Source organism: Streptomyces sp. NPDC047917 (assembly GCF_043204345.1).
Classification (GTDB): Bacteria; Actinomycetota; Actinomycetes; order Streptomycetales; family Streptomycetaceae; genus Streptomyces; species Streptomyces sanglieri.
The window spans coordinates 603,837-629,428 of sequence record NZ_JBIDCA010000004.1; the positions used below are offsets into that span (position 1 = coordinate 603,837).

20 protein-coding genes, 1 tRNA gene and 4 pseudogenes are annotated in these 25,592 nt (G+C 67.9%); 8 read left to right on the top strand and 17 right to left on the bottom strand.

Going from position 1 to position 25,592, the window contains the following annotated elements; all coding sequences use genetic code 11:
- Positions 1–53: 53 nt before the first annotated feature.
- From ACGF8B_RS12490 to ACGF8B_RS12505, 4 genes are all read right to left on the bottom strand, one after another.
- Entirely contained in the window at positions 54–1,562 is a 1,509-nt protein-coding gene (locus tag ACGF8B_RS12490; RefSeq protein WP_392737323.1) for a DUF4246 domain-containing protein, read from the bottom strand.
- Complete coding sequence (locus ACGF8B_RS12495; protein ID WP_392737324.1) at positions 1,559–1,846, bottom strand: hypothetical protein; 288 nt, start codon at positions 1,844–1,846, stop codon at positions 1,559–1,561. Before ACGF8B_RS12495 ends, ACGF8B_RS12490 begins: the two co-directional genes overlap by 4 nt.
- Positions 1,843–2,016: a hypothetical protein gene (locus ACGF8B_RS12500; protein ID WP_392737326.1), complete on the bottom strand. Its 174-nt coding sequence runs from the start codon at positions 2,014–2,016 to the stop codon at positions 1,843–1,845. Before ACGF8B_RS12500 ends, ACGF8B_RS12495 begins: the two co-directional genes overlap by 4 nt.
- Before the next feature lie 76 nt (positions 2,017–2,092).
- The gene (locus tag ACGF8B_RS12505; protein ID WP_392737328.1) at positions 2,093–4,390 is read right to left on the bottom strand and encodes an ATP-binding cassette domain-containing protein; all 2,298 of its coding nucleotides are present in this window, start codon (positions 4,388–4,390) and stop codon (positions 2,093–2,095) included.
- A 465-nt stretch (positions 4,391–4,855) separates the two neighbouring features.
- On the opposite strand from ACGF8B_RS12505, the gene ACGF8B_RS12510 reads away from it, so the two are divergent.
- From ACGF8B_RS12510 to ACGF8B_RS12520, 3 genes are all read left to right on the top strand, one after another.
- Positions 4,856–5,314 carry a MarR family winged helix-turn-helix transcriptional regulator gene (locus ACGF8B_RS12510; RefSeq protein ID WP_392737330.1) on the top strand — a complete coding sequence of 153 codons (459 nt, stop codon included), beginning with the start codon at positions 4,856–4,858 and terminating at the stop codon, positions 5,312–5,314.
- 400 nt (positions 5,315–5,714) lie between these two features.
- Entirely contained in the window at positions 5,715–6,413 is a 699-nt protein-coding gene (locus ACGF8B_RS12515) for a hypothetical protein (RefSeq protein ID WP_392737332.1), read from the top strand.
- Between the two features lie 27 nt (positions 6,414–6,440).
- The gene (locus ACGF8B_RS12520) at positions 6,441–6,962 is read left to right on the top strand and encodes a hypothetical protein (protein WP_392737333.1); all 522 of its coding nucleotides are present in this window, start codon (positions 6,441–6,443) and stop codon (positions 6,960–6,962) included.
- A 525-nt stretch (positions 6,963–7,487) separates the two neighbouring features.
- Here ACGF8B_RS12520 and ACGF8B_RS12525 read toward each other — a convergent pair.
- The 5 genes and pseudogenes from ACGF8B_RS12525 to ACGF8B_RS12545 all read right to left on the bottom strand — a co-directional run bounded on the left by ACGF8B_RS12525 (position 7,488) and on the right by ACGF8B_RS12545 (position 11,034).
- Positions 7,488–8,480, bottom strand: coding sequence for a Dyp-type peroxidase domain-containing protein (locus ACGF8B_RS12525; RefSeq protein ID WP_392737335.1), 993 nt, complete (start codon positions 8,478–8,480; stop codon positions 7,488–7,490).
- 398 nt (positions 8,481–8,878) lie between these two features.
- Positions 8,879–9,325 carry a DUF3710 domain-containing protein gene (locus ACGF8B_RS12530; RefSeq protein ID WP_392737337.1) on the bottom strand — a complete coding sequence of 149 codons (447 nt, stop codon included), beginning with the start codon at positions 9,323–9,325 and terminating at the stop codon, positions 8,879–8,881.
- Positions 9,326–9,561: 236 nt separating this feature from the next.
- Positions 9,562–9,906 carry a hypothetical protein gene (locus ACGF8B_RS12535; protein WP_392737338.1) on the bottom strand — a complete coding sequence of 115 codons (345 nt, stop codon included), beginning with the start codon at positions 9,904–9,906 and terminating at the stop codon, positions 9,562–9,564.
- 262 nt (positions 9,907–10,168) lie between these two features.
- A pseudogene (locus ACGF8B_RS12540) lies at positions 10,169–10,253 on the bottom strand (hypothetical protein); the annotation flags it as partial.
- A gap of 163 nt (positions 10,254–10,416) precedes the next feature.
- Positions 10,417–11,034, bottom strand: coding sequence for a TetR/AcrR family transcriptional regulator (locus ACGF8B_RS12545; RefSeq protein ID WP_392737339.1), 618 nt, complete (start codon positions 11,032–11,034; stop codon positions 10,417–10,419).
- Positions 11,035–11,101: 67 nt separating this feature from the next.
- On the opposite strand from ACGF8B_RS12545, the gene ACGF8B_RS12550 reads away from it, so the two are divergent.
- Both ACGF8B_RS12550 and ACGF8B_RS12555 read left to right on the top strand, forming a co-directional pair.
- A complete protein-coding gene (locus ACGF8B_RS12550; protein ID WP_392737440.1) occupies positions 11,102–12,364 on the top strand; it encodes a beta-ketoacyl-[acyl-carrier-protein] synthase family protein in 1,263 nt (420 codons plus the stop codon).
- A pseudogene (locus ACGF8B_RS12555) lies at positions 12,361–13,362 on the top strand (IS481 family transposase). The gene ACGF8B_RS12550 and the pseudogene ACGF8B_RS12555 overlap by 4 nt, the downstream one beginning before the upstream one ends.
- A 217-nt stretch (positions 13,363–13,579) precedes the next feature.
- On the opposite strand, the pseudogene ACGF8B_RS12560 reads toward ACGF8B_RS12555, so the two are convergent.
- Together ACGF8B_RS12560 and ACGF8B_RS12565 are read right to left on the bottom strand one after the other, a co-directional pair.
- A pseudogene (locus tag ACGF8B_RS12560) lies at positions 13,580–13,645 on the bottom strand (hypothetical protein); the annotation flags it as partial.
- A gap of 574 nt (positions 13,646–14,219) precedes the next feature.
- Complete coding sequence (locus ACGF8B_RS12565) at positions 14,220–14,972, bottom strand: hypothetical protein (RefSeq protein WP_392737341.1); 753 nt, start codon at positions 14,970–14,972, stop codon at positions 14,220–14,222.
- Positions 14,973–15,230: 258 nt separating this feature from the next.
- Here ACGF8B_RS12565 and ACGF8B_RS12570 point away from each other — a divergent pair.
- A pseudogene (locus ACGF8B_RS12570) lies at positions 15,231–15,707 on the top strand (tyrosine-type recombinase/integrase); the annotation flags it as partial.
- A 110-nt stretch (positions 15,708–15,817) separates the two neighbouring features.
- Here ACGF8B_RS12570 and ACGF8B_RS12575 read toward each other — a convergent pair.
- Positions 15,818–15,891: transfer RNA gene (locus tag ACGF8B_RS12575), tRNA-Pro, on the bottom strand.
- Positions 15,892–16,017: 126 nt separating this feature from the next.
- Here ACGF8B_RS12575 and ACGF8B_RS12580 point away from each other — a divergent pair.
- Both ACGF8B_RS12580 and ACGF8B_RS12585 read left to right on the top strand, forming a co-directional pair.
- Positions 16,018–16,719, top strand: coding sequence for a transketolase (locus tag ACGF8B_RS12580; RefSeq protein WP_392737343.1), 702 nt, complete (start codon positions 16,018–16,020; stop codon positions 16,717–16,719).
- A 54-nt stretch (positions 16,720–16,773) separates the two neighbouring features.
- Positions 16,774–17,676, top strand: coding sequence for a transketolase family protein (locus ACGF8B_RS12585; RefSeq protein ID WP_392737344.1), 903 nt, complete (start codon positions 16,774–16,776; stop codon positions 17,674–17,676).
- A gap of 498 nt (positions 17,677–18,174) precedes the next feature.
- Here the strand turns inward: ACGF8B_RS12585 and ACGF8B_RS12590 are convergent, their stop codons facing one another.
- The 5 genes from ACGF8B_RS12590 to ACGF8B_RS12610 all read right to left on the bottom strand — a co-directional run bounded on the left by ACGF8B_RS12590 (position 18,175) and on the right by ACGF8B_RS12610 (position 25,540).
- Entirely contained in the window at positions 18,175–20,391 is a 2,217-nt protein-coding gene (locus ACGF8B_RS12590; protein ID WP_392737346.1) for a right-handed parallel beta-helix repeat-containing protein, read from the bottom strand.
- Positions 20,388–21,854, bottom strand: coding sequence for a M1 family metallopeptidase (locus ACGF8B_RS12595; RefSeq protein WP_392737348.1), 1,467 nt, complete (start codon positions 21,852–21,854; stop codon positions 20,388–20,390). The genes ACGF8B_RS12590 and ACGF8B_RS12595 overlap by 4 nt, the downstream gene beginning before the upstream one ends.
- Complete coding sequence (locus tag ACGF8B_RS12600) at positions 21,851–23,524, bottom strand: extracellular solute-binding protein (protein ID WP_392737350.1); 1,674 nt, start codon at positions 23,522–23,524, stop codon at positions 21,851–21,853. Before ACGF8B_RS12600 ends, ACGF8B_RS12595 begins: the two co-directional genes overlap by 4 nt.
- Positions 23,525–23,583: 59 nt before the next feature.
- Positions 23,584–24,444 (bottom strand): carbohydrate ABC transporter permease, encoded by an 861-nt coding sequence (locus tag ACGF8B_RS12605; RefSeq protein WP_124720602.1) that lies wholly within the window; start codon positions 24,442–24,444, stop codon positions 23,584–23,586.
- An 82-nt stretch (positions 24,445–24,526) separates the two neighbouring features.
- Complete coding sequence (locus tag ACGF8B_RS12610) at positions 24,527–25,540, bottom strand: ABC transporter permease (RefSeq protein ID WP_392737352.1); 1,014 nt, start codon at positions 25,538–25,540, stop codon at positions 24,527–24,529.
- Between the last annotated feature and the right edge of the window lie 52 nt (positions 25,541–25,592).

The following is a 25,592-nucleotide window of genomic DNA, read 5'->3' on the forward strand; positions in this document are numbered from 1 at the left end:
ACGGCCTCCTGTTCCTGTTTCCGCCCGGTCGGGACGACGGGGGCGGAAGAGGCTCAGTGCTCGCAGAGAGAGAACTCTCGCTCGTAGAGCTGATCGTTGTGTTCGTCGACGAAGAACTTGCGCTCCCGCATGAGCTGTTCGCGGTAGTTCTGAGCCTGTTCAAGCGTCATGGTCGAGGTCTCGGACCACGGTTGCTGAGGTGGCACATCGGATGTCGAGACGATCCTTTCCAACGGGTCGACCAGGAAGAACGCAAGGATCTTGCGGTGTCCCGGGCGGGTGGGGTCCACGAGGCGGAACGAGCCGACGCGGTGTTGCAGGATGTTCGGGAACGCCAGGCACCGACCCGCCGGCGTCGATGCCGAGCCCAGCATCTGGTTCAGCGCGTCTTCGTCCTCCAGGCCGTAGACCTCACGCAGACCGTTGTCGTCGTTCTGTTCGTAGTGCGGGTCGTCGAGTGCGGCCCGGAAGCTCAGCCGGCTTTCGGTGATGTTCTCGCTGTCCCAGTAGTAGATGCCGGTCGAGACGATCCGCTCGTTCAGCATCCCCTCGACATGCCAGGAACCGCCCGGGTACTCGGGCTTGTCCGGGGTGAGATGAACGGTGGCGATCTTGACGATGACCTGGAGCCGGCGGCCGCGCAGGTCGACCCGCGCGGATTCGTCCGGCGACTCGGACGGGGTGAAGGCCGGGGCGTCCGGGACGACCGGGCGGCGGTTCTCCCACCAGTCGTCCAGGGCCGATTCCCATGCGCCGACGGCTTCTGCGTGGGCCGCGTCGTCACTGTAGGAAGACTTGTCCGGAAACTCCGGTTCCGAGTGGTACCACCCGTACGGGTCGGCCTCGATCCGCAGGGGTCGCGGGTGGCGCAGATCGGTGAGCACGTTCTCCAGCAGCGGGCGCATGCGGGCGAACAACTCCGGCAGGACGCGGGCCAGTTCGCGATGGGTCTCGGGGTGGACGTTGTTGACGTACGAACGGAAGGCGACATCGCCGTCGTCACTGACGTCGACATCCGTGGGCAGCCACTGGAAATTCTCCGAGAACTCGTACTTCGAGTAGCGGTCCGTCGGGTTCCGCCAAGCCCGCTCGGGCGCGCCGCTCGTCTCTCGCACCAGGCAGAACAGTGAGGGATGAACCAGGTCCAGTACCTGACCGTCGGACCCGGGGTGCCAGTCCCGTTCCGCTTCGGGGACGTGTTCCAGAACCCGAACCGCCTCGCGCAGCCGGGATCCGAGCTCGTCGTCGACCAGTGTGTCCGACTGCCACACCCCGTCGACGGCGGACACCTCGATACCGGTTCGCCCGTCCCGCGACGAGGCGTAGTGCCCGAGTTCGGCAAGCACATATCGAACCTGCGCCTCGGTGAGGCCCTGGGCGAGGGCTTCTTGCGTCCACCTGGCGACGATGTCGGCGTCGTTCATCTTGTCGAACCATGCCGGCTTCGACCGAATGTGTGCGCTGCACTGCATCATCTGCAGCTCCCGCAGCGTTCGCGGGGTCGCGAACGCTGCGGAACGGGAAGCGTGGAAGGGCAGCGGAAAAGCAGTCAGGCCGGTCAATTCTCGTGGTCCCTACAGTCGGCGTGCGGTGGCGGGAAGGATAGCCCGGCAAACCGACACCGCAGCCGCGGATTCTGTCCGCCGGCTGCGAGGGAGAGCTCGGGGAAGCGGGCGAGGAGAGCCGGGAGGGCGATCTTGGCCGCCGGCCCGGTGAGCGGGCGCCGATGCAGTAGGTGGACGCCGTGACCGAAGGCGAGGTGCACCTTGTCCTCCCGATCCATCGCGAAACTGTCGGGCGCCGCGTGGACGCCGGGGTCCCGGCCGTGCTCGGCGAAGCTGATCACGATGGGGTCGCCCTTGCCCACAACGAAGCACTCGTCGAGGTCGATGTCGCGAGGTCGATGTCGGCGGTGGCGGTGGCGGTGGCGGCGTACCGGAGCGGCAGGTGCGTGATCGGCGCGTGCAGGCGCAGGTGCGTGATCGGCGCGCGCAGGTGCAGGGTCTCCTCGACCACGTCGTCCCAGCGGGGGCCGTGCGATCCCGGTGGCCAACCGCGTTCGTGCGAATGTGTGCCTGGAACGGCGGGCGGGTCAGTGCCGTGCGGTGGCCCGTGCGAGGTCCTTTCTGAGGTAGTCGGCGGTGAACGAGCCCCGGGCGGTGGTCAGTTGTTCCGGGGTTCCTTCGAAGACGACGCGGCCGCCGTGCCGGCCGGCGCCGGGGCCTAGGTCGATGATCCAGTCGGCGTGCTTGATCACGTCCAGGTCGTGCTCGATCACGACGACGGTGTTGCCGCCGTCGACGAGCCGGTCGAGAAGGGCGAGCAGTGTGTCGACGTCCGCCATGTGCAGACCGGTCGTCGGCTCGTCAAAGATGTGGAGGCCGCCGGACTCGTGCAGCCGGCCGGCGAGCTTGAGGCGTTGCCGTTCGCCGCCGGACAGGGTGGACAACGGCTGCCCGAGGGTGAGGTAGGGAAGTCCGACCTCCCGGAGCGGCACCAGTCTGCTCAGCACGGTGCGTTCGGTGAAGTGGTCGAGTGCCTCCTCGACGGTGAGGTTCAGGGTCTCGACGATGTCGCGGCCGTGCAGGCGGTGGTCGAGGACTTCGTCCCGGTAGCGCCGGCCCCGGCAGACTTCGCAGATCGTGGTGACGGGGTCCAGGAAGGCGAGGTCGTTCTCGATGACGCCGCGGCCGTTGCACTTGGGGCAGCCGCCGGTGGAGTTGAAGCTGAACATTCCCGCGTCGACCCCGTTGGCACGGGCGAACAGCTTGCGGATGGTGTCCATGACGTTCACGTGGGTGGCCGGTGTCGAGCGCGGCGAGATGCCGATCGCCGACTGGTCCACGACGACCGCGTCCGGGTGACGGGCGGCGAGGACGCCGGAGACCAGGGTGCTCTTGCCCGAGCCGGCGACGCCGGTGACCGCGGTGAGGGCACCGGTCGGGATGTCGACAGTGATGTCCTTGAGGTTGTGCAGGGCGGCCCCGGTGACGGTGAGGCATCCGGTGGGTCTGCGCGGTGTCCGGTCGAGCCCGGACACGGTGCGCAGGCGCCGCCCGGTGAGGGAGCCGCAGGAGCGCAGTTGCTCGGCCGTGCCCTCGAAGACGACCTCTCCGCCGTGGGTCCCGGCGCCCGGTCCCATGTCGACGACGTGGTCGGCGATGGCGATGACCTGCCGGTCGTGCTCGACGACCAGGACGGTGTTGCCCTTGTCCCGCAGTTCCACGAGCAGTTCGTTGAGCCGGTGCACGTCGCGGGGGTGCAGTCCGACGCTGGGTTCGTCGAAGATGTACGTCACGTCGGTGAGGCTGCTGCCGAGGTGGCGCACGATCTTCAGCCTCCGCCCCTCCCCGCCCGACACGGTGGACGTCTCGCGGTCAAGGCTGAGGTAGCCGAGGCCCACCGCCTCGATGCGGCGCAGTACGGCGAGGGCCGCGGTCGCCACGGGCTTGGCAACGGGGTCGTCGAGGGTGGCAAGCACCTCGACGAGTTCGCGGATCTCCATGGCCGTGTAGTCGGCGATGTTGTGCGCACCGATCCTGGAGCCCCGGGCCGCGGCGTTGAGCCGGGCTCCCCCGCACTCCGGGCACGGGCCCTCGGTGACGACCCGGGCCACGGCCTCCCGGTCGCGGTCGCTCAGGGTGTGCGCGTCGCGTTTGAGGTAGCGGCGGGTGAAGCGGGCGACCACTCCCTCGTACTCGTTCCTGTGGACGCCGTGCCGGCTGCGGCGGTCGACTCGGAACCCGCCGCCGTACAGGAAGAGTTCGCGCTCCTGATCGGTGAAGCGCGCCAGTGGTTTGTCGGGGTCGAAGAGGCCTGATTCCGCGTACAGCTGCCATTGGGCGGTGCCGACCGCGAACGAGGGGAAGGCGATGGCGCCCTCGTTCAGTGTTCGGCTCCCGTCGAGCAGCCGGTGCAGGTCCACCGTCGTGACGCGGCCCAGCCCTTCGCAGTTCTCGCACATGCCGTGCGGGTCGTTGAAGGAGTAGAGGTTCGACGGGCCGACGGAGGGTTTCCCGAACCGCGAGAAGAGCACCCGCAGAACGGGGTGCACCTCGGTCATGGTGCCGACCGTCGAGCGCGAATTACCGCCGATGGGCCTCTGATCGACGACGATGGCGGTGGACAGGTTCTCCATCACTTCGGCGCGCGGGCGCTCGTACCGGGGCAGCCGGTTGCGCACGTACCAGGGGAATGTCTCGTTGAGCTGGCGCTGCGATTCGACTGCGATCGTGGAGAAGACGACCGAGGACTTTCCGGAGCCGGATACGCCGGTGAATACGGTGATCTTCCCCTTGGGGATGGTCAGCGAGATCTTCTTGAGGTTGTTCTCCCGGACGCCACCGAGAACGATGTCGCCGCCGAATCGCGCGTTCGTCCCGCCCGCCATGGTTCACAACCTCCACCCGCCGCACCGGCACCGTTTCCGTCACACTACGCCAATTGATTTCCCGATGGCAATCATAAGCCGGCATCGCTCGGCCTGTTCGGCTTGTTCGGCCTGTTCGGCATTGCTCGGCCTGTTCGGCATTGCTCGACCGTTGGTTTCCACAGCTCCGCCCCCCTGCGCGCCCGGGGCAGCCCCGCGAGGCCCGCACCGGCCGGGGCGAAGCTCTGCCGGCTGCCGGGCACGGGCGACGTGATCGCGCTGTGCGGTCCCCGTTTCTCGGGATGCAATTCCATCCGGAGTCCGCCCTCAGCCGCTCCGGGGGCGGACGCCCCGGAATGGGGCGGCTCGTTCCCCCGCCGAGAAGCCGGTTATGCTTGCGTAATTTCCATCTGGAAACCAAACAGGGGTGCATCGGACATCACAGCGACCCCGGCCCACCGTGTCCGCCTCAGAAGGAGCTCACCGATGACGGACCCAGACGCTGTCCACGCACAGCTCAGCCCGCCCTCCGAGCTGGAGGACGCGCTGTCCCATCTGCAGTGCGTCCTGGTCGCCCGGCGCACCGCGACCAACCCCGAGGGCATCAACTGGCAGCAGTACGACGTCCTGGAGACGCTCCGTATCCGCGGTGCGATGAACCCCTCGCGGCTCAGCGAGTCCCTGGGGGTGTCACGGCAGACCGCGTCCAAGGCGCTGCGCGTCCTGAAGGACCTGGAGCTGATCGAGCAGGCGGCGCTCGGTGAGGACAAGCGGGAGCACACGACGTCGCTGACCCCGAAGGGACACGCCTTCCTGGCCGGTGCCGCGCGCAGTCGGCAGGAGAACGTCCGGGCCGCCGTGGAGGTGCTCTCGCCCGGCGAGCAGGCCCTGTTCACCGAGATGTGCCAGAAGGTCGCCGACTCGATCGACACCCTGCTGCATTGAGCGACGCCCTCCACTGATCCCCGGTGGACCGGCGCACGGCGGTGGCCGGTGGCACCACGGGCGAAGGAGTACGGAATGCCCGAGGGCCGGATTCGGATGTCTCCGAATCCGGCCCTGATCTGCGACTGTCTCCAGTCGGGACGACAGGATTTGAACCTGCGGCCCCTTGCCCCCCAGGAGTGAGGGTCAAGGACATCTACTGGATACAGCAGACCTAATTCGGGCACGCGTTGTTCATGGAAGCATGCATCGTGCACCACCGCGCGTACCGTGTGGTCCCCAACTGGTCCCCAGGATCACCGTCCTGGCGGTGAGGATCGCTCTGGCATCTCTGGTCACTGCAGGGCGGAGAGGGCATATTGACCGGCGGACTGTCCGTGCCCGCGCATAGCCTGCCGACATGTCCTCGACTCGCGATGAGCTTCGCCATGTCATGCTCGGTTCCCTCTTTACACCCGAGGTTCCCCTGGGGTCGACCCGGGACATCCTCATCACCTGCCACGTCTCGGCGACAGGCAAGGGCAAGCTCCACGGAAGCCCCGAGTGCCGCACGCTGCGGTCAGCCGCCTCCGTGAACCAGATCGACGTCCCCTTCGGCGAAGCCGTGGCGCGGCTCTGCCCGAGCTGTCGCTGGCCTCTGCCCACAAACAGCCTCATCCTGCCGCTCGGCGCCGCTGCGAGCGAGGTGGATTCACTCGCCATCCGGCTCGACCGGGAGTCCAAGGACGAGGAGGACCTCAAGGCCGAGCGTGACGCCGCCATCGCCCTCGCCGCCGGCGAGTACCCGCCCCGCGCTACCGAATCCGGCGACGAGGCGGAGAAAGACGACGACGAGGCCGGGCGCGACGAGGAATGGGAGCGATACGACCGCGCCCGCAACTTCCGCTCCCGACGTCACGAGCACTGGCGTCGGCTGCACTCCTACCTGACACGGAGCAACGAGGCCGTGTCCGAGTACCCCTTCCTCGCCCCCTGGGCCGATGGTCTGCAGAGTCGCCTCGCCACGGCCCTCGACGAGGAGCGTCGGGCCTTCGCGGCCCTCGTGCAGCCGATCCGCCTGCTGGAAGCGGCTGCCGTGCGTATCCTGCCCGAGCCGTAGTTCTCCGCAGACCCCGGCTTCGCCGGGTTGGGAGCGGAGGCGGAGAAGACCTTCCGGCGAGCGTGGTACGAGTGGAGTCGGCGAGCCATCTGGTCCTGGCGCCGCCTGGAAGATCAGGACTTCTCGGTCTACACCGTCGTCAGCGACGCCTTCGGACGTCGCCGTAAGGGAAAGCCCGAGGCCCACGCCGCCTTCCGCCGACTCACTGCCGACTGGATCCGCCAGGCACGCGAAGAAGCCGGCCGCCCCGTCAGTACGCCATGGCAGCTGGTGGCGGTGAAGGCGCCCGCCCTCGTCCGGACCCACCACAGCGAGCCGGAACGCGACCCCCTCACCCTGTGGGAAGCAGCGGTCATCGCCACCTACCACGTGGCCTTCAACCGGAAAGCCGGCACCACAGCGCTGCTCGTTCCCCACCTTGTCGCCGAGCAACTGCTCGCATGCGCCTCCGACGACATGCCGGTACAGCACCTGGCTCGCGACGGCGGCGCGCTACCCGCAGAGGTGCTGCTCGATCAGTGGGACCACGCGGGGCTTAACCTCTCATGACCGCCTCTCACGTACTCAGGGGAGCCGAGCAGACGGCCAACCGTGCGGGCCGGACCGCACGTCTGCGACCACCACGCCCCGGGACGCGCGAAAGGCCGCCCTCCCACGGATGAGAGAACGGCCTCCGACCTGCGAAAAGCATGGCCGAGATGGCAGGGTTCGAACCTGCGCCCCCTTGACCTCCAGCGGGCCCTCTCGGCCCTGAGGCGGTCGCGCATCACGTCTGCCCGCCCCAATCGTGGGTGGGCCGCTACTCCACCGCGCGTAGAAGATCGGGGCTCACGACGTTCCCACCGGCAGCACGCCGGTTGTCAGTGGTGTGGGAGAGAACCCTTGCGTGGCGACTTTCCCTGAGACCGAACGCTATATCCAGTTCCTGCTAGAGCAGTTGGCGGGCCGCAACGAGCACCATGTGTTCGAGCAGATCGTGTTTCAGATTGCGCTGCGCAGGCTGAGCAGCAACATCGTGCCGGCCACCGGTCCGGTAAGTGCTGGCGGGTACCAGGGACGTGATGCCGAGTCGTACTACACAAACCTGCCACACGAGCTGCCTGGGGCGGGCGGGTTCGTCGGGCGTGCCACCACGGAGCCCCTGGGTCCTGGCGGCATCCGTGCAGAAGCCGCCGTTGGACGGGAAGATCCGCGACGACCTGAAGTCGATCTGCAGCCGAGGCGAACCCGTGCGCAAGGTGGCCTTCTTCGCGGTGCACGAAATCCCGGTGGCGGCACGGCACCGGCTGCAGCAACACGCGCGGGATACCTACGACGTCGCCCTGGACGTGTTCGACGGGCAGGCTCCTCGCCGTCATGACCGTCGAAACCCTGCTCAGCACGAAGAAGCTCAGAGGCTGCCCATAACTCGTGGTCGGTCCAGCACTCGTCTTCGTCCGGCTCCCTATACGACCGCAAATGACATAGCAGGCCCCAGCGGCCGTCGCGGCGGCGCCCGATGATGCGCTCCTGTTCGCGGACGGAGTCCTTGTCCCACAGCTCGGTCGCGAGCCGGACGATCCGCACGACTTGGTAGCTGCCGCCCACGGCCCAGTCGGGCTCGCCCTGGCCGCTGCGCACGACGGCCCGATCGGCCGTCTCCCGATCGGTTCCCGGGTTCCCGAATCCCTCAGTGAAGTGGAACGGATTGCAGGCGAGCCCCTTGCCGCCCTCGACCCGGTTCCCGGCCCGGAACCCGTCGACCTGCCACCGCACACGCCACCCGGTGGCCCGCCCCACTACCTGCTCGGCAGCCTCCCGCACTGCCTTCTCGTCATCACCGGCGACCTGCACGAGCACGTCCCCGTGCGACTGGGCGGGGTCGAGCAGATCCCCGGCGAAGGACGGCATCTCCTTCAGCAGACGAGGCCCCCGCTCCCCTCCGGCGAACAGCCCGCTCCCCAACCCGAGCCAGGCATCGACACCGTCCCCGTCCACCGCCGCGACCAACCGCCGCAACCGGACCAGGGCGCCCTTCCACTCCGCGGCCTTCCATCCGGACGTTCCACCGGCCAGATCAAGAGCCATCACGCGCGAGCGGCCAGCCAGCAATACCCCTCGCAGATAAGCCAATGACCGCGCGGGGCCGGTGGAGCTACGGAACGGTGTCTGAAGGACCGAGGCATTCGCCGCGACCACACCGGCCCCGCCAAGACAGCCACCGCTGCCGCCCCCAGCAACACACCTCTTCTGCTTTTCACGCTCGTGCTCCCGTCCCGCCCCACTCCGGAGCCTCCTCTAAATCACCGCACAGGAAACAAAACGAGGAATTTGCGCACCCTACGGAATCCATTAATTATTCCCATGACTGAATCCTCGCGTCACCCAACAGGCGAGCACAATCCAATTACATTACCATCCTGGACGAAGGGTATCCACTGACGACCACGGTTGCCAAAAATGTTCCATAGGCCCAAACATTTCCACTACCCGAAACGGCCCCCATCGCCGCCCACAATGGCTCTCAGCATCCAGCCGGGGCCGTCGCTTCCGAGAACCCTGACATCCCTGGTCACCGGCTGGCCGGATTCTGTCACCCTAGGGACGGAAGCTCTAATTTCAACACCCGCTCTATCCGTCCACTCTTTCACCTCACCCGCCTGAGCCCGTATACCGATAATCATGTCCGCCCGAACAGCGTCCCAGGAAGCACTTGAATTGGCGCGATACGCTTGGAGTTGAGGGGCGGTGTCGCCTTGCACCAGCGTAACGGCCAGATTTTCCCCATCGGCCTCAATGGGGTGAACCGCCATGTCTGCCGACACGGGGACCCGAATCCCGCCCATGTCGATCAGAGCGAGATCGGATACATCAATCTCTTCTATATCCCACGGACCAGATTCTGCGCCTCTCCTAATAATATCGCCCTGCAACGATTCTCGACATGCCTCGACCGCCGCCGAAAGTAGGTCGTCCGCACTTTCTTGAGATGCATATTCCTCGCCGAGAAGAGCGGAAAGAAATTTCGCATTGCCAACCGCAACAGTGCGTGTTCTGGTCGCCCACGGTGAGGCCTAACGGCGCTGCCCCGCTGAACAGGCTCCAGCGGGGCAGTAACTTGGATCATTCGACTACGGAATATTCTCCATGGTTCCGAGTCTACAGGCCCTCAGTTTTCAGCCATTTCCGGTTTATCCGCCGCGTTGAAGAACTCATCCAGCAGACCAAAGAGCACCGCCACCATCTGTTCATCCTGCTCAGGAGTGAAGTATCTGATATCCGGCACTGCGCCATCGCGATATACCTCACAGAGCACGAGAAGAGGCCAGAAAAGCTCCGACCTCCCCTTCCGCCGAGGTAGTAGCCAGCTATGGAATTCCTTCAGGAAGTAGTGCCCCGAACCCAGCTCGTACCCCGAAAGGAACGCGCAGGTTCCTTCATAGGTTCGCCGCATTACATAGATGCCGTGATGCTTTTTCAGCTCGGGAAGGAATTCATACAACGGCTCACTCACGACTAGAATCCAAAATCAATGTCGTCTCCACAGCCGAAGCGTTTCTTGAATTCGTCAACACTAATTCCCCTCGGCGCCCATTGGTCGTAGACCTTCCCGTCTCTGACCACCACAGTGTGATGAAACCAACTCTCATCGAGTTCTGGAGTGCCAGGCCCCTTAGGTCGATACGGGCCCATGGGGAGCCTTTTCCCACCCGGACCGTGGAATGTGAAAATGTCGCCGCCATTCTTGGCCACATTCTTGGCAGCCCACTCATCGCAGCCCGCATCGTGAACTGGAACCGGCGTCTCGCCCGCCAGCACATAGTACGTATGCAGGTCATCAACGGTGAGGTTGTAGACCTTCGTTGACTGGACCCGGTACTTAGCTGTTGCTGGCAAGCAGGTTCTTGACGCCTTGCTTTAGCCGCACCAGTGGAGTTGCGTCGACGACGACCACGCCGGCCGCGACAAGGCCACCATCGCGCGGGAACCGCGCACGTCGCCGCCGTGGGCCCGTTCGGCTGAGCTAGGCGGGCCCGGATTCGTCGTAGATGGTCAATGCTCCGGCGAGGTCGAGCTCGGCGGCAGTGCCGTGTACCCCGGCTCGAACGAGCAGCACTGCGCCGAGCGCGGTGCTCCAGAACGTCCTGACCTCCATGCTGAGCGGCCGTCGGGTGCTCCAGCTGCGGTTGTCGATGAGCTGGCTCACGAAGCGCTCGGACTGCCGGAACAGCAACTGGAGGTGCCGATCGACCACGCTGGCGAGTTCAGGCTTGGAGATCGCGGCGGCGAGCGCTCGCGCGACTGACGGAAGCGACGGCATGGCCAGTACAGCGCGGGCGATGTTGCGCCGGAAGGTCGCCGCGTCGGGGGCCTGACGGCCGACGCGTTCAGCCCGTCGGGCGTCGTGCAGCAGACCGAGGAAGGCGGCGTGCACGAGCAGCGAGTCCTTGGAGCCGAAGTAGTAGGTGACCTGATTGGGGAAGACGCCTGCCGCGTTCGCGATCTCCGCGACGCTCACCTCGGCACCGGGCCGCTCCGTGCAGAGCTCTGCGGTTGCCTCAATCAGCCGGTGTCTCGTCGCGCGACCACGGTCGCGTGACCGAGCCGAGGTCGACCGGACTGCGGGTTGCTTCTTCGCCATGGCCAAATTGTATGTGATACAACATGAGCTCGTTCGTTTGTATCGCATACAAGAAAGGTCCAAGGGCATGCACGGGACTGAAGTCGTCGTGACCGGACTCGGCGCGATCACGCCACTCGGTGGAGACGTGGAATCCACCTGGGACGCCCTGCTTGCCGGCGAGTCCGGCATCCGCGGCGGCGCCCTACCCGGCCACGAGGACGTAGGCCTTCCCGACACCATTGCGGGGACGATGGCGATCGACCCAGCCGAGTCACTGCTGCCGGCGCAGGCCAGGCGGCTCGACCGCTCACAGCAGGCAGCCTTCACCGCGGCGGCCGAAGCCTGGGCCGATGCCGGTGCCCCGCAGGTGGACCCGGACCGGCTCGCATCGGCGATCGGCACGGGGATCGGGGGCGTACGGACGCTGCTGAAGGAAGACGACGCACTGGAGGCGGCCGGGGCGCGACGTGTCTCGCCACGCACGGTCCCGATGCTCATGCCCAATGCGGCGGCAGCGCTGATCAGTATCGAATACGGCGCACGGGCCGGGGTCTACACGCCCGTCTCGGCGTGCTCTTCCGGTGCCGAGGCGATCGCCTTGGGGGCCAGGCTCATCCGTGCCGGCGAGGCGGACGTGGTCATCGCGGGTGGAACCGAGGCCGCGATCACCCCGATCACCGTCGCCGGCTTCGCCCAGGCACAAGCACTGTCGCGATACACCGCGGAACCCGCCTCAGCCTCCCGGCCGTTCGCCCCGGACCGCAGCGGATTCGTCCTCAGCGAAGGCGCCGCCGTCGTAGTGCTGGAAAGCGCCGAACACGCCGGCGCCCGAGGCGCGCGCGTCCACGCGGTCCTCGCGGGCGCCGGCATCGCCGCCGACGCTCACCACATCACGGCGCCCGCTCCCGACGGCTCCGGTCAGATCTCGGCCATGCGGAAGGCTCTCGCGCAAGCCGGCTTGGCTCCCGAGCAGATCAGCCACATCAACGCCCACGCCACCGGAACTCCGGTCGGCGACATCGCCGAGGCGCGCGCGATCGGGGAGGTCTTCGGCCGCGCCACCGTGACAGCCCCCAAGGCGGCGCTCGGCCATCTCTTCGGCGCCGCCGGCGCAATCGAGGCGCTCATCGCCGTCCTCAGTGTGAAGCACGGCGTCATCCCGCCGACCCGCAACCTCACCGCGGCCGGCGTGGCGTCCGACATCGACCTCGATGTCGTCGCGGAGCGACGAGACGTCCCCCAGGAAGCCGTGCTCAGCAACTCTTTCGGCTTCGGTGGGCAGAACGTCTCACTCATCGTCACCGGCGCACGGCACCATGCGCCCCATACCACCTCGACCACATCATGACCCACGCGAACGCACCATTGTCCGTGGAGGGTCGCCGCCGATTGATCGAGCGTTGCAAGACTCGTCCGATCGCGCACGTAGCCGCAGAGATGGGGATTTCCCGAGCAACGGCGTCGAAGTGGGTGAACCGGCACCGGCGACACGGCGAACACGGGTTGGTCGATCGCAGCTCGACGCCGCACCATCAGCCGAGTGCGACACCAGTCGACGTGGTCACACATATCGAGGAGATGCGGCGTGCCCACAAGTGGTCGGCCACCCGCATCGTCCACGAGCTCGCCGTCGACGGGATTCTGATCTCGCGCCGTACGGTCACCCGCCACCTGGCCGCCCTCGGTCTGAACCGACGGAAGTTCATCGACCCCAACGGCGAGACCAACCGAGAGCCGCAGACGATCACTGCTCGACGGCCCGGCCACATGGTGCACGTCGACGTGAAGAAGGCCGGCCGGATCCCCGACGGTGGTGGCTGGCGCATCCACGGTCGCGGAAGTCAACAGGCAAAGGCAGTTCAGCGCCGCAAGGGCAAGAGCGAGCGTGGCGGCTACGTGTACCTCCATTCCGCCATCGACGGGTACTCCAGGCTCGCCTACACCGAAGAGCTCCCTGACGAGAAGGCGGCCACTGCCGTCGCGTTTCTTCACCGGGCGCGAGTCTGGTTCGCTGCCCACGGCATCACCCACATCGAGCGAGTCGTGACCGACAACGGCGCCTGCTACCGCGCTGACGCATTCGCTCGGGCCCTGCTCGGGTCACGCCACCAGCGGATCACCCCGTACACGCCTCGACACAACGGGAAGGTGGAGAGATACAACCGCATCCTTGCCGAGGAGTTCCTCTACGCCCGCGCATGGCTATCCGAAGACCAGCGTCGAGAAGCACTCGCGATCTGAAACATCCACTACAACTTCCACCGCCCCCACAGCGCCGCTGACGGAGAACCTCCTGCGTCGCGGCTACGCCAAGGCGTCGGTAATGTCCTGGCCTCCTACAGCTAGACATCGGGTTCGGTTCCTCGGGCATCCGCTCATGGTCCCAGGTGCGAATCCGCCCTTCTGTGAGGGGCCAACACAACGAGACGTACTTCAAGAACCGACAGCCGACCGCTGACTGACGTACCGCGATGCGAATCTTGGAACCAGCTCCCACGATCCGGTGCACGTACTTACGTGGAGTGAACGCAGGATCGGCGTGCCCGAGCCGGTCCGCGAGTGTGTACACGTCTACCCCGCCGTTGATCATCATTGACGCGTACAGGTGTCGGAGGGCGTGCGTCATCATGTCGCGGGACTTCTCCCAGCGTCGTCCCTTTGCGTTGGGGTCACGTGGCTTGGTGAGGCCGGCCGCCGCCAGAGCAGGCTTCCAGCGGTAGGAGTTGAACCAATTCGACTGAATGGCAGTCTTCTACAAGGGGCGCCGCCTTTGCTGCCCCATGGTCGGGTCACCTCGACGGGCGGGTGCTTCTCCATGTGCTCGCGCAGGGGGATGGCCGCGTCGTCGGTCAGTTCGACCCACCGGTCCTTCGGGTCCTCGTCGTCTCCGCCCTTGGGGAGGGCGTATGCCAGGAACGAGCCGTCGTGTACTACGTGCCGTTGCACGTGCACCATCGGGCCGTCCGGATGTGCCCAGTCGATTGTTGCCAGAGGGCTGGACCTACGACAGCGCTACAGGGCGGCCGCCGACTGACGCGAGGCAACAGAAAGTGTTCTTGATCGGCCGGACCGGTTCCGCACTCAGCAGCAGGCGGACCGCCACCGGTCTCAGCGAAGATATGGAGCTACGCGACCAACAACCGGCGAAGTCCACGAGACGTGGACTACAGCGCCAAGTCCGCCTCAACTGCTTCGGCTGTCCGTCACCAGTTTCGATGATCCTCCACGAGGTTGGCGATGAGCGCGAGCAGCGCGTCGGCCCGGGAGCGGTCCTCCTGCTGAGTGCGCAGGGCCTGGTCGGTGGCCCTGAGCCGGGCCAGGGCGGCCGGTTTGCCGTCCATCACGTCGTCGATCAGCGGCTCAGTGATCAGGTCCAGGCACTCGGTGAGCAGCCGTCGGGTAGCGGGGAGCGGCGGGTTGGGGTCGGGGGCTGCGAACACCTGAGTCAGGTAACGCGCCGGATCCGTGAGACTCCAGCCGACGACGGTGCCGTGCTGGACGAGGAGGGTCACATCGGGGGCGATGTTGATGCGGGCCTCCAGCGGCTCGTTGAGGACGTCGCGGTCGCGCAGACTGGTCAGCACGGTGTCCCCGGGAGTGCGGTGCAGCACCTCGCACGTCTCCAGCCGGAAGTCCCGGACTTCGTCCGCGCGGAGCCCACCCGGGCGTACTGCGGGCAGGGGGATGACGCGGGCGGGGTCCTCGACGTAAGCGGACTCCGCCGGCATTTGGAACTCGGCACCGGCCAGTTTCCGGCTGTCCGGGTCGAACCGGAGGACGTCGGGCGTTTCCCACAACTGTTCCTGACTGCCGAAAGTGGCCAGGAGGAACTGCTCACGTTGCTTCACGTCCGTGTAGTACGCGATGTCCACGGAGTTGCCCGAGAAACGGGGAACGATGGGCAGCGGATCGGCTGTCACCGTCGCGTGCCAGTCGTTGCCGAAGGTCAATCTCATCGTCACTTTTCCCTCAATCGTTCCGCGGGGGGCATGAATCCGCCGTTTCCCGGGATTCTTCCCTCCACGATGTCCCTGTCAGTGATCGGCGCACCCGGGTCCGTGGCCTCGCCGCCCAGTGCCTTCGCACCGGAGAAACCCTTGGTGCCCGACGGACCGTATGCCGTGATGGCCTGGCCGGCTTGGGAACCCGGCCCATGGGTCACGACGACATCCTCGCCCTGCCGGAAGATGAGCTTTCCGGCGGTGCCCGACGACTGGACCGTGCGGCGTCAGACCACACCCGCGCCCGGCGGACTGACCGACAAGGGCATCAAGGGCAAGCGGGCCCGCAAGGTTCCCATCGTCGAGGAGATCCGCCCCCTCGTCGCCCAGCGCGTCCTGTCCGCCGGCCCCAATCCGGACGCCCGCCCGTTCACGGGCCCGCGAGGCGGACGCATCTCCACCGCCGTCCTGCGCGACGCCACACACTGGGACAACGTGGTCACCAAGCTCGGCTACGAGCATCTGCGCCGCCACGACCTCCGACACACCGGACTGACCTGGTTCGCCGACGCCGGGGTCCAAGTACACGTGCTCCGCAGAATCGCCGGCCACGGTTCGCTGACCACCACCCAGCGCTACCTGCACCCGGACGTCCACGAGATCACGGCCGCCGGGGCGGCGCTCTCGGCCCACTTCAACGTGCTGCGCGCACCGCGCTCACTGCCGAGCCCCATCGTCATGACCCGCTGACCCGGTCAAGGACGCCGGACCTCCAGCCGGTCCCCAACTGGTCCCCAAAAATGATCAAGGGCCGGTTTCGGATTGCTCCGAAACCGGCCCTGATCTGCGACTGTCTCCAGTCGGGACGACAGGATTTGAACCTGCGACCCCTTGACCCCCAGTCAAGTGCGCTACCAAGCTGCGCCACGTCCCGATGCCCGTCTGACCTGGGGTTTCCCCCTGGCTGAACGCGCATGAGAACAATACCGCACTCGGGCGGGTGGTCACGAACGCCTTTGCCGCTTGACCTCGACCACGCTTGATGTTCAACGCTGGTTCCATGACGAACACCACCGCCGCACCGGCGCGCGACCACCGTGACATGTACCGCCTGATGAGCCTGATGACCGGGGCCGAGAAGCACGGCCCCGCGGCTACCTCCACTCTCGACGTCCTGTGGGTGCTGTACGACCGGGTACTGCGGGTGACGCCGGACACCGTCGACGCGCCCGACCGCGATCGGTTCCTGCTGTCCAAGGGGCACGGGCCGATGGCGTACTACGCGGTGCTGGCGGCGCACGGGTTCTTCGGCGAGGAGCTGCTGGCGGGGTTCGGGTCGTACGGATCCCCGCTCGGGCACCATCCGGACCGGATGCTGGTGCCGGGGGCCGAGATCGGCAGCGGGTCGCTGGGGCACGGGTTGCCACTGGCCGTGGGAAGTGTGCTCGGGCTGCGGGCGCAGGGGCTCACCGACCCCAAGGTGTGGGTGCTGATCGGCGATGCCGAGCTGGACGAGGGCAGCAATCACGAGGCGCTCGCCTACGCGGGCCCGGCCGGGCTGGAGCAGCTGCACACCGTGGTGATCGACAACGCTTCGGCCTCGTACACCCGGCCGGGCGGGATCGCGGCCCGGTTCGAGGCGGCGGGCTGGTCGGTCGCCTCCGTCGACGGGCGGGACCACGAGGCACTGTACGCGGCCTTCACCGCGCCGCACCCCGGGCGGCCCCGGGCCGTGGTCGCGCACGTCGACCCCAAGCCCTGAACACCCGGCGAAAGACCGAGGGCACCCGTACACAACACGAGAGGGACACTTCAGATGGACACGATGCGTGACCGCTTCATCGCCACCACGTCGCAGCTGCTGGACGAGGACCCGCGCCTCGCCCTGGTCCTGGCCGAGATCAGCCGGGACGGCTTCGGCCCCGCCGCGCGGGCCCATCCGGACCGCGTCGTCAATGTGGGGATCAGGGAGCAGCTGCTGATCGGGGCGGGCGCCGGGATGGCGCTCACCGGGCTGCGGCCGATCGTGCACACCTTCGCCAGTTTTCTGGTGGAGCGGCCGTTCGAGCAGGTGAAGCTGGACTTCGGCCACCAGGGAGTGGGCGGGGTGCTGGTGAGCGCCGGAGGCTCGTACGACTGGCCTGCCGGTGGGTTCACCCACATGTCGCCGGGCGATGTCGCGCTGCTGGACACACTCGACGGCTGGACGGTCCATGTGCCGGGCCACCCGGACGAGGCCGAGGAACTGCTGCGGCAGGCCGCGGCCGGGGACGGCCGGGTGTACGTACGGCTGTCGGTGCAGTCCAACGAGAAGGCGCGGCCGGTCGGCGCGGGGGCCGGGTTCACCGCGGTGCGGGAGGGGACGGGCGGGGTGGTGATCGCGGTCGGGCCGATGCTCGGCAATGTGCTCGCCGCGACCGAGGGGCTCGATGTGACAGTGCTGTACGCGACGACGGTACGGCCGTTCGACGCGGCCGGGCTGCGGCGGGCGGTGGCTGATCACGGGTCCGCCGATGTGGTGATCGTCGAGCCGTATCTGGCCGGCACCTCGACCGCTGCCGCCAATGACGCGCTCGCCGAGCTGCCGCACCGCGTGCTGGGGCTGGGTGTGGGGCGGGCCGAGCTGCGCAAGTACGGGGAGATGGACGAGCACCTCGCCGCACACGGGCTGGACGCGCGGGGGCTGCGGGAGCGGATCGGCGGATTCCTCCGCCGCTGATCCGGGTGGAGCCGGGCGGGGTGCTCCGGGGCCGTGTCCACGATTGCGACCCGGCGGGGCGAGGGCCGGGCCAGTTCCCGCACGGCCGGTTCACTCGCCTTCGACAGGTCCGGCAACCTCCACGCGACGACCGGGGACACGCCGATCCGTTCGCCCTCGGACGACTTCAACCCGATCGAGCGGGCATGCGGCCGCCTGTCGGCCGCGATGGGCGAGGACATGATCACGCCGGCCTTGCGGGAGCGTCCGGCGGGACGACGGGACGACGGGGCGACGGGGCGACGGGGCGACGGGCCAGGATGGTGCGGGTGGCCGGCGAGGTGGTGGTGCGGGAGAGCACGGCGACGCCGCCGCCGGTGGTGTGACCGGCGGCGGCGCTGCGTTGCGCTGTGCTGTGCTGTAGTGCGGGTGCGCTGTGATGTGTTGTGTTGTGTATGCGTTGCGCTGTGCCGCTCCTCGGCGGGCCGGTCGGGGCGGTCCGGCGGCGCGGCGGAGACGTTACGGGTGGACCAGCACCTGGGACAGTGCCACGCGGCCGGTGCCGGATGTCACGATCCGCACCGTACGGGTGCGGCTGTCCAGGTCAAGGACCGTCGGGCGCAGTGCCTTCCCGCTGACGTGGATCGTTGCGTCGTCCGTGACCACGTCGAAGTCGGCAGTCGTGGAGGAGGAGTTGTTCCAGATCTCGATCTGGCGGATCCGCCGCTCGGTGCCCAGGTCGACCTGCCACCAGGCGCCCGCCTCGGACAGGGTGCGGGTGTCCGTGTTGGTGTCGCCGTCCAGGGCGAGTGCCGCGTCCGCCGTGCCCTCGGTGGAGGACTGGGTGGCGGTGCCGGTGCGGGCCAGGTCGGTGCGCAGTTGCTCGACGGGCCCGCCGTGGGCGCCCGCCCGGCTCGCGACGGCGAGCGCCTCGGCCGGCAGCCGGTCCAGGCCGGTGAGGTTGTCCGTCATGACCGAGCCGTTGCCGCCGAGTGCCGGCGCCGCGGTGTCGGTCCAGTTGCCCCGGGCGGTGTTCTCGATGCCGTAGTCCGCCCAGTTGGAGACCCACTTGTACCCGATCCGGGTGATGACGTTGCGTTCGACGCGGATGTGCGAGGACTGCTCGTCGAGGTAGATGCCGTTGCCGTCGCGCTCGGTGTTGCCGAAGGCGGAGCGGTTGATGTAGTTGCCGGAGAGGACCGTGCCGGGCTGGGCGCCCTGGGTGTAGATGGCCCCGCCGTCGTGCTGCTCCCGGGCGACCTCCATGACGTCGGTGATCCGGTTGCCGGTCACCTTGTTGTCGCGCAGGACGGACTTCTGCGACTCGGGCTGGTTCCAGCCCCAGCCGACCGAGATCCCGGAGTACGGGAGGTGGTCCAGGCTGTTGTGGTCGATGGTCAGCCCGGCCTCGTACCCGGCCCAGATGCCCACCGAGTCGGTGTACTCGACGCCGGAGCGGGTGATGGTGTTGTACGCGACGGTGTTCCGCTCCCCCGCGAGCGCCGCCGACGGCATCGGCTCGGTGTCACCCACGTAGACGGCGCCCGAGGACAGGTCGGTGAAGGACGAGCGGGTGACGGAGCTGTCCTTGGTGCCCGCTTCGAGGATCGCGCCCGCTCCGCCGAGCCGGCTGAACCGGCCGTTCTCGATGCTGATGTGCTGTCCGCCGCGGACGGTCACGGCCGCGGCGGGCTTGGTGTAGAAGCGGCCGGCGTGGTCGACGGGGCCGGTGGCTCCGGTCAGGGTGAGACCGGCCTGCATGCCCGCGTAGCCCTCGTCGGTGCCCGGCTGACGGTACGCCGCGTACGCGAAGCCGATCCCGCTGACGGTGACGTCATGGGCGCCGTCGACGACGAGCAGTTGTTCGGTGTGCGGGGTGACGGCCTGTGCGCGGCGCATGTTCTCGCCCTTGCGCGGCAGGTAGGTGACGGTGCGGTCCTTCGAGTTCCAGACGAACTCGCCCGGTCGGTCGAGGAGTTCGGGGGCGTTCTCGAAGAAGGCGACGCCGCTGTAGCGGGTGGAGTCGACCGTGGTGGAGTCCCAGGCCGGGCCGGTGCGATCGGTGCCGCTCGCCGAGTTGGTCCAGCAGGGCTGGGCGAAGGTCATGACATCGCCGTTCACGGCCGCGATCCGGCAGTGGTAGTTGCGCCAGCGGACCCGGATGACGGCTTCGGCGTCGGTGGGGCGCTGCCACGCGGCGATGCCCGTCGCCACCGCGCCGGTCATGCCGGTCTTCGTGGCGTCGCAGGTGCTCGCCGCGCAGGCCTCACCGCGGGCCGGGGTGGCGCGCCTGCCGTCGACGAAGAGCTGGCGGGGGGTGACGCCGGCCGGGACTCCGGCGGTCCAGGTGCCGTCGGCGTTCTGCCGCCAGCCGGTGATGTCCCGTCCGCCGGAGAGGACGGGGCGGGCGCCGGGGGCCGCGCTCCAGGTGACGGTGCGGCCGTCCTTCCCCGAGTCGGCGGCGCCGAGCCTGAGCGGCTCGTCGAGCTTGTACGTGCCGTTCTTGAGCAGGACCCGGACGTCGCGCCCGGTCTCTGCGCGGGCCCGGTCGCGGGCGCCCTCGGGGGTGCAGGGGCGGGCGACCGTACAGGAACCGCCGTGTCCGTCCGGAGCCGCGTACAGGGTGCGGGTGCCCGGTGCGGCCTGGGCGGTGGGAGCGGCGAGAAGTGCGGCCAGGATGGCGGCGGTGGCGGCAGCGGCGGTTCCTCGTACGGTGTTCAGGGGGCGGCGGTTCACGCGGAGGCCTTCCAGTCGGGGTGGCCGGGCATGGGCGGGTTCACGGCTCCGAAGAGCCAGTCGCGCAGGAACGGGTCGAGGGAGGAGTCGCGGGTGACGTCGACGGTGTGCCGGATGAACGCCTCGCTGGTGTAGGTGGAGTCCTTGAAGCGCTTCACCCACTCGCGCATGACCTTGTCGAACTTCCGCTGACCGATCCGGAGGCGGAGGGCGTACAGGACCAGGGCGCCGCCGTCGTAGATGTTGGTGCCGCCGAGCGCCTTGGGCAGTCCGGGCGGGCCGTCGGCGGCGCGGACCGCGTCGAGCTTCTCGTACGTCGCCTTCATCTTGTCCTCGAAGACCGACCAGCCGCGTTCCTCGCCGTACAGGCCGGCGTAGTACACGGCGGGGCCCTCGTTGAGCCAGGCCTGCTGCCAGTCGTCGGGGGTGACCGAGTCACCGAACCACTGGTGGACCAGTTCGTGGACCATGGTGGTCTCGTACCCCGGCCGGCCGTCGGCGTTGGGCTTGAACCAGTTGGTGGAGAACAGGGAGAGGGTCTGGTTCTCCAGGGCGTCGGTGTAGCCGTCGTAGATGTGGACGCCGTAGACGGAGAACGGGTAGCGGCCGAACTTCGCCTCCAGCCAGGCCAGATGGTCCGCGGTCCGGGCGACGATCGGGCCGTACTTGTCCTCCTGGCCCTGCGGGACGATGTGGCGCAGAGGCAGTCCGCGGTGGCCGGTGCCGTAAAGGTAGGTGCCCTTGACGACGGCGATGCCGATGAGTTCGGTCGCCATGCGCTCGCGGAGGGCGAAGTGCCAGACGGTGGAGCCGTCGGCGCGCGGGGTCCTGTGGAGGAGTTCACCGTTGGCGGCGGCGACGTAGCCCTGCGGGGCGCTGATGTGGAAGGTCCACGTCGCCTTGTCGGACGGGGTGTCGTTGCAGGGCAGGAAGGTGTCGGCGCGGGAGGACTGGGCGGCCGACGCGAAGCCGCCGTCGGTGCCGAACTTCCAGCCGGTCAGGCCGAGTCGGGGTGCCTTGCCGTTGCCCCGGTAGCGGACTTCGGTGGTGAACGCCTGTCCGTCGTGGAGCGGTCGGGCGGGAGTGACGGTGAGTTCCTGGCCGCTCTGGCCCGGCGAGAGCACCCAGGTCGCGGGGCGGCCGGCGACGGTGACGGAGTCGATGGTGTGTCCGTCGGTGTCCAGGTTGAACGCGGAGAGGTCCTGGGTGGCCTTGGCGTTGATCCGCACCACGGCGGTGAAGTCGTAGGTGACCGGGGTGAAGTCGAAGGTCAGGTCGTAGTGGACGACCTGGTAGCCGCCGTTGCCGAGGGTCGGGAACAGCGGGTCGCCGACACCGTCCGAGCCGGGCTTCGGGTCGAAGCCGTGCGACCGGGCGGAGGCGGGCGAGCCGAGGGACGGTACGGCGACGGCCGCGGCCACCGCCGCGCCGCCGAGCTTCAGGGCCGAGCGTCGGGTCGTCACTTCTTCCCCTTCTGGAAGGCTTCCTCGAACTCTCCGCGGGCCTGCTCGCCGCCCTTGGCCAGGTAGTCCTTGACGAGCTGGTCGTAGGCGGACATGGGCTTGCGGCCCGCGATGATGTCCTTGAGCGCGTCCTGCTTGAACGTGTAGAGGCTGCCGGAGCCCTTCGAGTCCCAGGTGGGCGAGGAGTACTGCAGGGTCGGGTCCTGCTCCATGATCGGAATCATCTTGGTGAAGGCGTCGTGGACGTGGCGGACGCCCTGTTCCGAGTCGGCGCTGAAGATGGCGGGGACGGCGGAGGCCATGAACTTCCACGGCACGGTGACGTCCTGGGTGCCCTGCTTGGTGAGGGCCGGGTTGCCCTTGGCGTCGCGGGTGAAGTCCGTGCCCTCGACCCCGTAGTTGATGAGCGTGTACTCCTGACTGCCGAACGGGGAGGCGGCGAAGTCGGCGAGGGCCAGAACCTCCTTGACCCGGTCCCCGGACGCCTTCTTGACGTGGGTGTTCTCCAGCTTGACGTTGTCCATCCAGGCGATGGCGTCCTTGCCGAACGGGACGAAGGGGCGCGGGTCGTACTTCTTGTCGATCGCCTGCATGGAGGCGATGTAGCCGACGCCGGGTGCCAGGTAGGTGGGCATGCCGTCGTAGACGTAGGCGCCCTTGCCGTTCTTGAACATGTCCGTGTACTGGGCCTTCTGCGCCCCGGACATCTGGAGGGTGCCCGGGTAGAAGCAACCGGCCTTGTACAGGAGCCGGGCAGTCTCCACCGCCTTGCGGAACTCCGGCGTCTCCAGGTCGGTGGTGAACTTTCCGGTCTTGGCGTCGAGGCGCCAGTAGTAGGGCGCCCCCGCGGACATCGCGAGCATGGTGGTGGCGCCCGCGATGATGGCGTACTGGTCCTTCTTGGGGCGGGTGAGCTCCTTGCAGACCTCGACGAACCTGTCGAGGTCGGAGATCTGGGCGAGGTCGGTGACGCCGACCTCTTCGAACAGGTCGTGGCGGTAGACGCCGGCGCCGCCGGTTCCGGTGCGGGCGATCGGGATGCCGTACAGCTTCCCGCCGAAGATGGCGGCCTGCCAGGCGCCCTTGGGGATCGCGGCCAGGTTGGGATAGTCCTTGATCTTGTCCCCGGCCAGGTGCGGCGTCAGATCGGCGCACTTGGCCTGGAGGAAGGCCGCCTTGTTGTCGACGCCGCCCACCTCCGGGTACATGAAGAGATCGGGCAGGCTGTCGCTCGCGACCATCGTGGAGAACTTGGTGCCGTAGTCGTCGGCGGGCACGGCGGTGATGTTCACCTGGCCGCCGAGGAGCGTCTCGATCTCCTGCCAGGCGGCGTTCTTGCCGCGGGCGGGCGGCGGCGGGGAGAAGGTCTCCATCGTCGCGCCGATCGGCTTCGCCCCCTTGAGCGGGGTGCCCTTCGTGGCGCGCAGCGGCTTGGCCGGGTAGCTGAAGAAGCCCTGCGGAACGCCGGCCGCGGTGCCCGCGAGATCGGGGTTGAGGCCGATGTTGCGGACCGCGGTCTCCGGGAGCAGCGAGGCGCTCTTGGCCTCCGCCTTCGCGGTCGTGCCGCCGTCGCCGCAGGCGGCGAGCAGCGGGGCGGCGGCCAGTCCCAGACCGACGCCCGCACCCATGCGGAACAGTGCTCGGCGATTGATGGGGGTGGAGCTCGACACCTGAATCTCCTTGGGAGAGGGGAAGGAAGGAGTGGGGGGCGGTGTGGCGGTGGCCGCGCTCAGCCCTTGACGGCGCCTGTGAGCACGCCCTTGGTGAAGTAGCGCTGGAGGAACGGGTAGACGCAGAGGATCGGCACGACGGCGATGACCAGGACCGCCATCTGCACGGCCTGCTGCGGGGCGAGCACCTCGCCCGCCGAGGCGGCGTTCAGGCTCTGGCCCTGGAGCACGTAGGTGCGCAGCACCATCGGCAACGGCCACTTGTCGGAGTCGTTGAGGTACAGCAGCGAGTTGAAGAAGGCGTTCCAGTACGTCACCGCGTAGAAGAGGCTGATCACGGCGAGGACGGCCTTGGACAGCGGCAGCACGATCCGCACCAGGATGCGGAAGTCGCCGGCCCCGTCGACCTTCGCGGCGTCGTACAGCTCGTCCGGCAGATTCATGAAGAAGGACCGCAGGACGACCAGGTTGAACGCGCTGACCAGAGTGGGCATGACGAGCGCCGCGTAGGTGTCGTACAGGCCCAGGCCCTTGACCAGCAGGAAGTTCGGGATGATGCCCGCGTTGAAGAGCATCGTGAACAGGGCCGTCATCAGGATGAAGCGGGAGCCGGTGACATCGCGGCGGGAGAGACCGTACGCCATGCCCACGGTGACCAGGAGGCTGGCGAGGGTGCCGAGGACCGTGATGCCGACGGAGACGATCAGCGCGCGGGTGACGACCCCGCCGGTGAAGATGGTGCGGTAGGCGTCCAGGGTGGGGTGGTCGGGCCACAGGACGAGGCCGGAGCTCTTGATGATGTCGGTCTGCGAGGCGAAGCTCGTACCGATGACGCCGACCAGCGGGTAGGCGACGGCGAGGACGACCACGACGACGGCTATCGCCTTGGCGGTCTGTCCGATGCGGGTGGGCCGTTCCATCCACGGAGGCCGTCCGTCCGACTTCCGTACGGGAGCGGGCGGGGGCGCCGGTGCGGTGGATTCCGTAGTGGCGCGCGTCTTCTCAGCGGTCAGCACCGCGGTACACCCCTTCGTGGCCGAGTCGGTGGGCGAACTTGTTCGCGCCCAGGACGAGTGCGGTGCCGATGACCGCCTTGACGAGTCCGACGGCGGCGGCGACGCCCCAGTCGTTGTCCTTGATGCCGTGGTAGTAGACGTAGGTGTCGAGGACCTCACCGGCGTCCGGACCGACCGCGTCGCGCTGGAGCAGGATCTGCTCGAAGCCGACGGAGAGGATCTGTCCGAGGTTGAGGATCAGCAGCAGGATGAGCACGGGGGCGATGCCCGGCAGGGTCACGTGCCACAGGCGGCGTCGTGGTCCGGCGCCGTCGATGGCGGCGGCCTCGTACTGCTGCTTGTCGATGTTGAGCAGCGCGGCGAGGATGATGATCGTGCCCCAGCCGGCGTCCTTCCAGGCCACCTGGAGGGTCAGCAGCCAGGGGAAGGCGTCGGGGTCGCTCATCATGTCGTAGCGCGGCAGCCCCATTCCCCCGAGGACGTCGGGCAGGAGCCCGGCACCGCCCAGGATCTGCTGGAAGATCGAGACGATGATGACCCAGCCGATGAAGTGCGGCAGATAGACGACGCTCTGTACGAACCGCCTGATCCGGTCGCTGGCGATGCTGTTGAGCAGTAGGGCCAGGGCGATCGGGATCGGGAAGAAGAACACCAGCTGGACGAGGGCGATCTCCAGGGTGTTGAACGTCGCGGACCAGAAGGCCGGCTCGGCGAACGCCGCGGAGAAGTTGGCGAACCCCACCCAGACGCTGTGCATGTAGCCGAGGTACGGCTGGTAGTCCTGGAACGCCACGACGTAGCCGAGCAGCGGTACGTAGTGGAATACGACGAAGTACAGCAGTCCGGGCAGGGTGAGCAGCAACATCACCCGGTCCCGCTTGATCCGCTGCCAGAGGCTCGGCCGGTGCTGTGCGTCGACGGCCCCGGCGGCGGGCGGGGAGGGTGTTTCAGCCTTCTGCCGCCGCTTCTCCCGCGGCAACGGGGGTGCTGTTTCAGCCATGGTGCGTCCTGTTCGGCTGGGTGGCGCGTGGTGAGCCTTCTGGGGCCGCAAG

Excerpts from the sequence above, each read along its gene's own strand:
- ACGF8B_RS12510 (WP_392737330.1), top strand. The coding sequence starts at position 4,856 with ATGACGGACCCAGACGCTGTCCACGCACAGCTCAGCCCGCCCTCCGAG.
- ACGF8B_RS12605 (WP_124720602.1), bottom strand. The coding sequence starts at position 24,444 with ATGGAACGGCCCACCCGCATCGGACAGACCGCCAAGGCGATAGCCGTC.
- ACGF8B_RS12515 (WP_392737332.1), top strand. The coding sequence starts at position 5,715 with ATGTCCTCGACTCGCGATGAGCTTCGCCATGTCATGCTCGGTTCCCTC.
- ACGF8B_RS12525 (WP_392737335.1), bottom strand. The coding sequence starts at position 8,480 with ATGGCTCTTGATCTGGCCGGTGGAACGTCCGGATGGAAGGCCGCGGAG.
- ACGF8B_RS12610 (WP_392737352.1), bottom strand. The coding sequence starts at position 25,540 with ATGGCTGAAACAGCACCCCCGTTGCCGCGGGAGAAGCGGCGGCAGAAG.
- ACGF8B_RS12545 (WP_392737339.1), bottom strand. The coding sequence starts at position 11,034 with ATGGCGAAGAAGCAACCCGCAGTCCGGTCGACCTCGGCTCGGTCACGC.
- ACGF8B_RS12585 (WP_392737344.1), top strand. The coding sequence starts at position 16,774 with ATGGACACGATGCGTGACCGCTTCATCGCCACCACGTCGCAGCTGCTG.
- ACGF8B_RS12505 (WP_392737328.1), bottom strand. The coding sequence starts at position 4,390 with ATGGCGGGCGGGACGAACGCGCGATTCGGCGGCGACATCGTTCTCGGT.
- ACGF8B_RS12565 (WP_392737341.1), bottom strand. The coding sequence starts at position 14,972 with ATGAGATTGACCTTCGGCAACGACTGGCACGCGACGGTGACAGCCGAT.
- ACGF8B_RS12580 (WP_392737343.1), top strand. The coding sequence starts at position 16,018 with ATGACGAACACCACCGCCGCACCGGCGCGCGACCACCGTGACATGTAC.
- ACGF8B_RS12550 (WP_392737440.1), top strand. The coding sequence starts at position 11,102 with ATGCACGGGACTGAAGTCGTCGTGACCGGACTCGGCGCGATCACGCCA.